The sequence below is a fragment of the Mycobacterium sp. P4_H6 genome, assembly GCF_056400845.1.
Genome location: NZ_JBFUKN010000143.1, coordinates 1 through 9,032, shown reverse-complemented (window position 1 = coordinate 9,032; position 9,032 = coordinate 1). Strand labels below are relative to the sequence as shown.

The window sequence follows — 9,032 nt, the reverse complement described above, 5'->3', positions numbered from 1 at the left end:
AGGTGGCACGCTGTGTCGAATACCTGGTCTGCGACGCGACATTCAGCGTCGGCGATGTCGTCAATGTCAACTCGGGAGCGGTGATATGACGGCGCTGGACGGCCGGGTGGTGCTGGTGACCGGCGCCGCGCAGGGGATGGGTGCCGCTCACGCCCGCCGGCTGGCCGCGGCCGGAGCGACGGTGGCGGTCAACGACGTTCGAGGTGGCGCCGATCTGGACGCGCTGGCCGCCGAGATCGGTGGCCTGGCCGTTGCCGGTGACGTCGCCGACCCGGACGAATGCGTGCGGATCGCCGACACGGTGGCCGAGGCCACCGGCGGACTCGATGTGCTGGTCGCCAACCACGCCTACATGACGATGGCGCCGCTGCTCGAACACGATGAGCAGGACTGGTGGCGGATCGTCGACACCAATCTGGGTGGCACCTTCCACCTGGTGCAGGCGGTGCTGCCGCATATGCGCCGGGGTGGCGAAGGCCGAATCGTGGTGATCGCCAGCGAATGGGGTGTCACCGGCTGGCCCGAGGCCACCGCGTACGCCGCCGCCAAGGCCGGACTGATCGCTCTGGTCAAAGCGCTGGGCCGCGAACTCGCACCCGAGGGCATCATCGTCAACGCGGTGGCGCCCGGGGTGACCGACACCCCGCAACTGCAGGTCGACGCCGACGCCGCCGGAATCGATCTGGCCACCATGCACGCCCGCTACGCCGAGGCGATCCCACTCGGCCGGATCGGGCGGCCCGATGAGATCGCCGCCGCCGTGGAACTTTTGGCCGATTTCGAGGTGRCCGCCATTGTCGGGCAGGTCATCGCCTGCAACGGCGGATCCACCAGGACCAGAGCATGACAGGAGAACAGCAGGTGCCAAGCCAGCCTTATGTGCGATCGGCGTCGGGGAACGTCGGCCAGGTCAACGCGATGGAGGTGCCCCGCTACGCCGGTCTGGCGACCTTCGCGCGGCTGCCTCAGCGCCACGAGGTCGACCGCTACGACATCGCGGTGGTCGGGGTGCCGTTCGACAGTGGCGTCACCTACCGGCCGGGGGCCCGGTTCGGTCCTGCCGCGATCCGCCAGGTGTCCCGGCTGCTCAAGCCGTACCACCCGGCGCTGGACGTCAGCCCCTTCGCCCAAGCACAGGTGGTCGACGCCGGCGATATCGCGGCCAACCCGTTCGATATCGAGGCCGCGGTCGACCAGGTGCGGGAAGGCATTGCCGGACTGCTGAATACGCCCGAGCAGCGGGTGATGATCTTCGGTGGTGACCACACCATCGCGCTGCCCGCGCTGCAGGCGATCAACCGGGTGCACGGTCCGGTGGCGCTGGTGCATTTCGACGCGCACCTGGACACCTGGGACACCTATTTCGGCGCGCCGTGCACCCACGGCACCCCGTTCCGCCGGGCCGCCGAGCAGGGTCTGCTGGTCAAGGACCGCTCCGCACACATCGGGATCCGCGGATCGCTGTATGACCGGGCCGATCTGCTCGACGACGAATCTCTCGGCTTCACGGTGGTGCACTGCCGCGATATCGACCGCATCGGCGTCGACGGTGTGGTGCAACGGATCCGGGAGCGGGTGGGGGAGCACCCGGTGTACGTGTCCGTCGACATCGATGTGCTGGACCCGGCGTTCGCCCCCGGCACCGGCACCCCGGAGATCGGCGGGATGACCAGCCGGGAGCTGGTGGCCATCCTGCGCGCCATGCGTGGTCTGCACATCGTCGGCGCCGACGTCGTCGAGGTCGCTCCCGCCTATGACAGCGGTGAGGTGACCGCGGTGGCCGCGGCCAACCTGGGCTATGAACTGATCACCCTGATGGCCGACAATGTCTGAATTTCGTCGGGGCGAGCGAAGCGACGGGGAATTCCGTTGGCCGGAAGGCAAAGTTGCGGCGGCGTCGTTCACCTTCGATGTGGATGCCGAGTCGGCGGTGCTGTGGGGCAATGAGGCGGCCGGCGCCCGGATGAGTGTGATGAGCCATCAGGCCTACGGGCCGTTGGTGGGCATCCCGCGCATCCTGGATTTGCTCGACAAGCACCAGATTCCGTCCACGTTCTTCGTTCCCGGCCACACTGCACACCGCTATCCCGCGGCGGTGCGCTCCATTGTGGCCGCCGGTCATGAGATCGCCCACCACGGCTATCTGCACGAGCAGCCCACCGCGCTGACGCTGGACGAGGAGATCGAGGCCCTCGACCGGGGCCTGGAGGCGCTGGCCGAGGTCGCCGGCGTACGCCCGGCGGGATACCGCGCGCCGATGTGGGATCTGTCTTGGCGCACACCGGGATTGCTCGCCGAACGCGGCTTCCTCTACGACTCCAGCCTGATGGACGCCGACATTCCGTATGAGCTCGAGGTCGGATCGCGGTCACTGGTGGAAATCCCGATCCAGTGGGCGCTCGACGACTGGGAGCAGTACTGCTATCTGCCCGACATCGCCGGCAGCGGGTTGATCGAGAGCCCGCGCAAGGCGCGCGAACTGTGGCAGCTGGAGTTCGACGCGCTGCGCAACGCGGGCGCCTGCTGGGTGCTGACCAACCACCCGTTCCTGAGCGGGCGGGCGTCCCGCGCCGTCGAACTCGGTGACCTGATGCGCTACGTCGTCGAGCACACCGATGTGTGGACCACCAGCCTCGGTGCCATTGCCGAGCATGTGCGCTCGCTGGGACTTCCGCCGCGCACCATCACCCGCCCCTGACTCAACTCCCGCGAGCGTGCGTGTCTGCGGGCCAACACGCCGCCGTCTTCCGGAGTCCGCGCACGCTCGCTGGAGTCAACCACCTGGGTACAGCAATTCGAGTTCGCCGAGGTGGGCCGCGACGGTGAGCAGCGGCAGCGCCGCGGACACCGAGAGCGGGTTGTCCCCGGCCTCGGCGCGCAGCGCCAGCACGAAGTCGTCACTGATCGGCGGTCCCGACGCATCCTGCGCGCACACGACTTCGGTGTGCACTTCCAGCAGCTCGCGCGCCCGCGGGTACACCCCGAGCGGCGGCGGCACCACATCGGCCACCAGCTCGGCGGCGGCCCGCAGCCGCACCGCGCGGTTGGCCGCCCGGACGATCGGCGCCCGGACGTCATTGTGGCCGCCGTTCTCCGAAAGATATTGCCGCACCGCATCATCGAGGCTCCGGCTGGCCTCCAGCGCGCTGCGGCTGAGCGTGAACACCTGGCCGTCGGTGGCCTCGGACGATCCGCGGATGACGCGGCGCACCGCGGCCCGCAGCAACGCCACGCCGGCTGCATGGGCGTGGTCCACCGCTCTGGCCGTCGGCGCCGATGCTCCTCGGGGCCACAACAACACCGAGACGGCGACGCCGACGAGCGCACCCACCACGACATCCTCGACGCGGATGAGCCCCACCGCCCAACCCGAGGGCTGGATGAGGTTGAAGATGATCAGCACCATCATCGTGAACGCCGCCTGTCCGGCGATGAACGACGCCACCTCGGGGACGAAGGCCGAGCCGAAGGCGACCACCGGCAGCAGCAGCCACATGACCACCGGGTCGACGCCGACCAGTTCGATCACGGCGACGCCCAGCCCGAAACCGAGTGCGGTACCGGCCACCGCGCGCAGCACCCGGGTGCCGGTGGTGAGCGCACTGCTGCGCAACACCGACAGGGCGCCCAGGACCACCCAGAACCCGTGCTCCACCGGGAACACGTGGGTGACCGCGACGGCCAGCGCCAGGCCCAGCCCGGTGCGCAGGCTGTTGCGCAGCACCAGTGCCCGGGTGGCCAGGAAGCCCTTGGTGATGGCCGCGACGGCCGTGGTCTCGGGCATCACCCAGTCCGCGGTGCCGGTCTCGGGCAGCCCACGCCCGAGCACCCGCGCCCAGACCGGCCGGGCATCGGCCAGCGCGGCGTTGCGAATGATGCGTCCGGTGACCCCGACGGTGGCCGAGAAGGTGCGGCGTCCCAACAGCATCCGGCCGACCTCGACGGCGGTGTCGTCATCGGGCACCGCGAGGATCTGCTCGATGTCCTCGCGATAGCGGCCCTGGGCGATCGCGCGCAGATCGGTCAGCGCGGTGTTGAGCTCGGCGCCCCGGGCGGCGCGCAGTCGCGGTTCGGAGATGGTGAGCACCGCCGCGCAGTCGCGCAGCACGGCGACGATGGGTGGTTTCATGTCGCCGAGTGCGGCGCCGGTCCGGTCGGTGATCCGGTCGGACAGCCAGCCGAGGTCGTCGACGACGCGGACCAGGGCCCGGCTGCCCGCGGTCAGGGCGACCGGTCGGAAGTCGGCGTTGACGAAGTTGGCCCACAGCGCGTTCATCGCCCGGGTCACGTCCTTGGTCGACGCGACGCCCTCCAGGCAATCGGTGAGTGCGCGGCACACGCTGGCCGCGTGGCGGCGCAGATCGTCGTCATGCCGCGGCGGGAGCAGGAACAGCGCCGCGGGCACGCACACGGCCAGTGCGATGAGCCATCCGGACAGGCGTTCGGTGATCGGGCCGGGTGGTGTGCACGCAGGCAGCACGAAGGTCAGCAAGGTGGCGCGYTGCCCGGCGGCGACGGTCTCGCTGAGCACCCCGGCGAACATCACCGTCACGCCGAGTACGAACATCAGCCCGACGCTGAGCCACGGGTACGGCGCAACCAGGGTTCCGACGCTGATCAGCACCGCGCCGTTGAAACCCAGTCCGGCATACGCCAGGGCGCGCGCGGACCGGTTGCCGGGAAAGTCGGCGATGATCAGCAACGCCACCGAACCGAAGATGGCGAACATCGGCGCCTGGGTGCCGCCGGCGAGCAGGAAGCTGACCGCCGCCGCGATGGGAAGGACGATGGCCGCCCGGACGGCGCGGCGCAGCGCGTCGTACTCGGGGTCCCGCTGCCGGATCCAGTCCAGGCTCAGCATGAGTGCTGATGGTATGTGCCGTGCCGTGAAATTTACGAGGGCTCCACCACGCCGCGCTTCATGATCGCGCCCAACAGCCCGGGCGCCACGCTGTCCAGCGCCTTGGCGGTCACCGCCATCCGCGGCGCGATGCGCACCGGGCGGGTGCGGGCCGCGGTCACCATCCAGTCGGCGGCCTCCTCGGCGGACAGACCCGGCATCGCCACGAACTCCTTGGTCGGCTCGATCATCGGGGTCTTCACCAGCGGGTAGTACAGCGTGGTGGAGTGCACACCCTTGCCCGACCATTCGGTCTCCGCCACCCGGCTGGCGGCGGTCAGCGCGGCCTTGGATGCCTGGTATGCGCCGAACAGCGGGGAGGATTCGTTCATCACACCCCAGGTGGACACGTTGATGACGTGCCCGTCGCCGCGGGCGATCATGCCCGGCACCAGGGCGCGCATCAGGCGCAGCGGCGCGTAGTAGTTCAGCGCCATGGTGCGCTCGATGTCATGCCAGCGTTCCAGCGATTCGATCAGCGGCCGCCGGATCGAGCGGCCGGCGTTGTTGACCAGGATGTCCACCCCGCCATGGCTTTCCAGCACGCGGGCGGCCAGCGCGTCGACGGCGTCCAGATCGGACAGGTCGGCGGTGACGGCCTCCGCGATACCGCCGTTGTCCCGGATCCGGTCGGCCACCGCGCCGAGCAGATCCTCCCGGCGCGCCACCACGATGACGCTGGCGCCCAGTTTGGCCAGCTTCACCGCCGAGGCCTCGCCGATACCGGAGGACGCCCCGGTGATCAGGACGCGCTTACCGCGCAGCTCGACCTCGGGGCCGCGGCCCAGGTATTCGGTCAGCGGTGGTCGCATGCTGGTCAGCAGCACGGCGTCGGACAGCCGGCGCAAAGGGTTCTTACTCACCGCGACAGTCTAGGTTTGGGCGCGTCGGCGCTCGCTCACCCGCCCGAGATCGCTCAGAAGTAGCGGGGGAAACCGCTCCAGTCCGGGTCGCGCTTCTCCAGGAACGCGTCACGGCCCTCCACGGCTTCATCGGTCATGTACGCCAAACGCGTTGCCTCACCGGCGAATACCTGCTGGCCAACCAGGCCGTCGTCGATCAGGTTGAAGCCGAACTTGAGCATCCGGATGGCCTGTGGGGACTTGCCGTTGATCTCGTCGGCCCATTCCAATCCAACGGTCTCCAGCTCCGCATGGTCGACGACGTCGTTCACCGCGCCCATCTGGTACATGGTCTGCGCGTCGTAGGCCCGGCCGAGGAAGAAGATCTCGCGGGCGAACTTCTGGCCGGTCTGCCGTGCCAAATAGGCGCTGCCGAAGCCGCCGTCGAAGCTGCCGACGTCGGCGTCGGTCTGCTTGAACCGGGCGTGCTCGCGGCTGGCCAGGGTCAGATCGCAGGTCACGTGCAGGCTGTGCCCGCCGCCGGCCGCCCAGCCGTTGACCAGGCAGATGACCACCTTGGGCATGAACCGGATGAGGCGCTGCACCTCCAGGATGTGTAGTCGGCCGGCCCGGGCCGGGTCCACGGTCTCGGCGGTCTCGCCCTCGGCGTACTGGTAGCCGGTGCGGCCGCGGATGCGCTGGTCACCGCCGGAGCAGAACGCCCACCCGCCGTCCTTGGTCGATGGGCCGTTGCCGGTCAGCAGGATGACGCCGACGTCGGGGGACATCCGGGCATGGTCGAGCACCCGGTAGAGCTCGTCCACGGTGTGCGGTCGGAACGCATTGCGCACGTCGGGCCGGTCGAAGGCGATCCGGACGGTGGGCCGGCGCACCCCGTCGACGACGTGCCGGTGGTAGGTGATGTCGGTCAGCTCGAAGCCGGCGACGGGCTGCCAGAGGGACGGGTCGAACGGGTTCGCAGTGGTCACGCATGAGACTTTAGGCGCGGCCGTGACGGGGACCACCGGCAGGTTTCGACGGGTCCTTCGTCGGGTACAAACGTTGCGACGATGCGTACGGGACGCACGAGGTTGGAGAGCACAGTGAAGCGTTCGGCAAGTGTGTTGCTAGCGGGAATGGCCGTCGGGGCCATGCTGGTCGGGTGCTCGCCGTCGGTCACCGGTGGTGACACCAAGTGCGAGGACTTCATCGGCCAGGACGAGAAGACGCAGAACGAAGCTGTGGCCAAGATGCTCAAGGACGAAAAGGGCACCGACGCAGCGCAGTTGGAGGTCACCGGGACCCGGCTGGCCGTGCAGACCTGGTGTCAGACGGCGGGTACGCCGGAGTCGAAGATCAAGGAAGCCCCGCACCTGTAGGGGATCAGGCCGCCCGGCGGGTCAACACGAGGGGTGACCCGTCGGTGACGGCGATGGTGTGTTCGGAGTGGGCGGTGCGCGATCCGTCGGCCGATCGGAGAGTCCACCCGTCTCGGTCGTAGACGATCTTGCTGGTGCCCTGGGCGAACCAGGGTTCCAGCGCAAGCGTCAGGCCGGGTCGCAGCACCAGCCCGCGACCGGCACGTCCCCGGTTGGAGACATGCGGGTCTTCGTGCATGGTGCGGCCCAGGCCGTGCCCGCCGAATTCGGTGTTGACGGGGTAGCGGTATTCATCGGCGACCGCACTGATGGCCGCGGAGATGTCGCCGAGCCGACCGCCTGGAAGGGCGGCGGCAATGGCGGCATCCAGTGCGCGTTCGGTGGCCTCGATGACCCGTTGGTCTTCGGGGCGGGGGGTGCCGACGATCAGACTGCGCGCCGAATCGGCCACCCAGCCGTCGATCGACACTGCGATGTCCATGCTCAGCAGGTCACCGTCGCGCAGCACGTAGTCATGCGGAAGGCCGTGCAGCACCGCGTCATTGACCGATAGGCAGATGACATTGCGGAACGGCCCGCGGCCGAAGGACGGCGCGTAATCCCAATAGCAGGACACCGCGCCACGGTCCTCGATCAACTGGCGGGCCCGGTATTCGAGGTCCAGCAGATTGACCCCTACCGCGGCCCGGGAGTGCAGGTCCTCCAGCAGTTCGGCGATGAAGGCACCCGTGGTGCGCATCGCCTCGACCTCATGGGGCGTCTTCAATTCCAGCATGCACAATCCTGTTCAACGAGCGGTATAGAAATACCAGCCTAGCGGAGATCTCGGTATTTTCATACCGGCATGGCGTATTCTCGTCGCATGGTTCGATCACCCTTGACTCCGCAACAGCGTGCCGCCGGTCAGCGCCTGGGCGCGTTCCTGCGGGAATGTCGGGGCGACCGCAAGCCCGCCGAGGTGGCGCACGCTGCGTCGATCTCACCGGAGACGCTGCGCAAGATCGAGACCGGGCGCCTGGCCACGCCGGCGTTCACCACCGTCGCGGCGCTCGCCACGGTGCTGGGGATCCCACTGGATGAACTGGCACGCATCTGTCTGCCGGATATGGATCTGTCCAGTACCGGTTAGTTGTCGCGTGAAAGATGATGCGATGCAACTACTTTAATCGGCGTCGCGGCTCCCGGAACTGTCACCGATGGCCTTGTGGATGACCCTTGCGCCGGGCTGCGGGGCGGCGTAGTATCGAACACAAGTTCGAATGCGACGTAGCTCCCATCATGACTCGGTGAGCTGCAGACCGCGACTCCGGTCGCCGATTGGTTCGATGGTCCCGCGGGACTGGTCGGACCGTATTGCCTGATCGTGCCCGTTGGGCGCCTTCTGCGAAAGCCGGTATCCATATGGACGCCACCCATCTCGACACGTTTGTCGATGCGTTGATCGATGACCTTGCTGTTGCGCCTCCGGGTGAAGATGGCGAGCGCAGACTGTTTCATCTGCTGGATTGCCCGCGGCGGGTGCTCGATGAGCAGCCCCTGCTGGCGGTGCTGGTGGCCGCGGTCACCGCACGCAATCTTTTGGATCATGTGATCGCCCAGGCGGTTGCGGCCACCGAGCGGCTTGGGATCCCGGCACGTAAGCATCTTCGCTCGGGAGCTGATCTGCTCATGAGTTGTGGTGTGGCGCCCGGCGCGGCGTACCGGGCCACGCGGGTGGGGCGCGCGGCACACGCGCTGCCGGCGTTGACCCGGGCCCAGCGCCTCGGTGGGGTCGGTATCGAGTTCGTCGACGCCGTCGGCAAAGGAGTCGCCCACGTCAACAGCCGGGTGCCGTTGTCCGAGGAGGACCGGGCCAAGGTCGTGACGACGTTGATGATTCAGTCGACGCCCTCGCAGGTGGCCGAGAAGGCC

Annotated in this window: 9 protein-coding genes and 2 pseudogenes; 7 read left to right on the top strand and 4 right to left on the bottom strand. The window is 68.5% G+C overall.

Annotated features, from left to right (window positions below):
• The 4 genes and pseudogenes from AC1DTF_RS31400 to AC1DTF_RS31385 form a co-directional block, all read left to right on the top strand.
• Positions 1-89, top strand: a pseudogene (locus AC1DTF_RS31400) (oxidoreductase); the annotation flags it as partial.
• Positions 86-847 (top strand): SDR family NAD(P)-dependent oxidoreductase, encoded by a 762-nt coding sequence (locus AC1DTF_RS31395; RefSeq protein WP_477476892.1) that lies wholly within the window; start codon positions 86-88, stop codon positions 845-847. The pseudogene AC1DTF_RS31400 and the gene AC1DTF_RS31395, both read left to right, overlap by 4 nt.
• Complete coding sequence (gene speB / locus AC1DTF_RS31390; protein WP_477476891.1) at positions 844-1,833, top strand: agmatinase; 990 nt, start codon at positions 844-846, stop codon at positions 1,831-1,833. Before AC1DTF_RS31395 ends, speB begins: the two co-directional genes overlap by 4 nt.
• On the top strand, positions 1,826-2,698 hold the full coding sequence (locus AC1DTF_RS31385) for a polysaccharide deacetylase family protein (RefSeq protein ID WP_477476890.1): 873 nt from the start codon (positions 1,826-1,828) through the stop codon (positions 2,696-2,698). Before speB ends, AC1DTF_RS31385 begins: the two co-directional genes overlap by 8 nt.
• Before the next feature lie 75 nt (positions 2,699-2,773).
• Here AC1DTF_RS31385 and AC1DTF_RS31380 read toward each other — a convergent pair whose 3' ends face one another.
• From AC1DTF_RS31380 to AC1DTF_RS31370, 3 genes are read right to left on the bottom strand one after another with little or no spacing between them, the layout of a single operon-like run.
• Positions 2,774-4,861 (bottom strand): FUSC family protein, encoded by a 2,088-nt coding sequence (locus AC1DTF_RS31380; RefSeq protein WP_477476889.1) that lies wholly within the window; start codon positions 4,859-4,861, stop codon positions 2,774-2,776.
• 32 nt (positions 4,862-4,893) lie between these two features.
• Entirely contained in the window at positions 4,894-5,763 is an 870-nt protein-coding gene (locus tag AC1DTF_RS31375; RefSeq protein WP_477476888.1) for an SDR family oxidoreductase, read from the bottom strand.
• A gap of 53 nt (positions 5,764-5,816) precedes the next feature.
• On the bottom strand, positions 5,817-6,731 hold the full coding sequence (locus AC1DTF_RS31370) for a 1,4-dihydroxy-2-naphthoyl-CoA synthase (RefSeq protein WP_477476887.1): 915 nt from the start codon (positions 6,729-6,731) through the stop codon (positions 5,817-5,819).
• A 147-nt stretch (positions 6,732-6,878) separates the two neighbouring features.
• Between AC1DTF_RS31370 and AC1DTF_RS31365 the strand changes: the two genes are divergently transcribed.
• Positions 6,879-7,121 (top strand): hypothetical protein, encoded by a 243-nt coding sequence (locus tag AC1DTF_RS31365; RefSeq protein WP_477476886.1) that lies wholly within the window; start codon positions 6,879-6,881, stop codon positions 7,119-7,121.
• Positions 7,122-7,125: 4 nt separating this feature from the next.
• On the opposite strand, the gene map is transcribed toward AC1DTF_RS31365, so the two are convergent.
• Entirely contained in the window at positions 7,126-7,896 is a 771-nt protein-coding gene (map, locus tag AC1DTF_RS31360) for a type I methionyl aminopeptidase (RefSeq protein ID WP_057170044.1), read from the bottom strand.
• Between the two features lie 87 nt (positions 7,897-7,983).
• Between map and AC1DTF_RS31355 the strand changes: the two genes are divergently transcribed.
• Together AC1DTF_RS31355 and AC1DTF_RS31350 are read left to right on the top strand one after the other, a co-directional pair.
• Positions 7,984-8,250 carry a helix-turn-helix domain-containing protein gene (locus tag AC1DTF_RS31355; RefSeq protein ID WP_057170043.1) on the top strand — a complete coding sequence of 89 codons (267 nt, stop codon included), beginning with the start codon at positions 7,984-7,986 and terminating at the stop codon, positions 8,248-8,250.
• A 272-nt stretch (positions 8,251-8,522) separates the two neighbouring features.
• Positions 8,523-9,032, top strand: a pseudogene (locus AC1DTF_RS31350) (HNH endonuclease); the annotation flags it as partial.

Coding starts and splice junctions, on each gene's coding strand:
- map (WP_057170044.1), bottom strand. CDS start 7,896: ATGCTGGAATTGAAGACGCCCCATGAGGTCGAGGCGATGCGCACCACG.
- AC1DTF_RS31355 (WP_057170043.1), top strand. CDS start 7,984: ATGGTTCGATCACCCTTGACTCCGCAACAGCGTGCCGCCGGTCAGCGC.
- AC1DTF_RS31385 (WP_477476890.1), top strand. CDS start 1,826: ATGTCTGAATTTCGTCGGGGCGAGCGAAGCGACGGGGAATTCCGTTGG.
- AC1DTF_RS31365 (WP_477476886.1), top strand. CDS start 6,879: ATGGCCGTCGGGGCCATGCTGGTCGGGTGCTCGCCGTCGGTCACCGGT.
- speB (WP_477476891.1), top strand. CDS start 844: ATGACAGGAGAACAGCAGGTGCCAAGCCAGCCTTATGTGCGATCGGCG.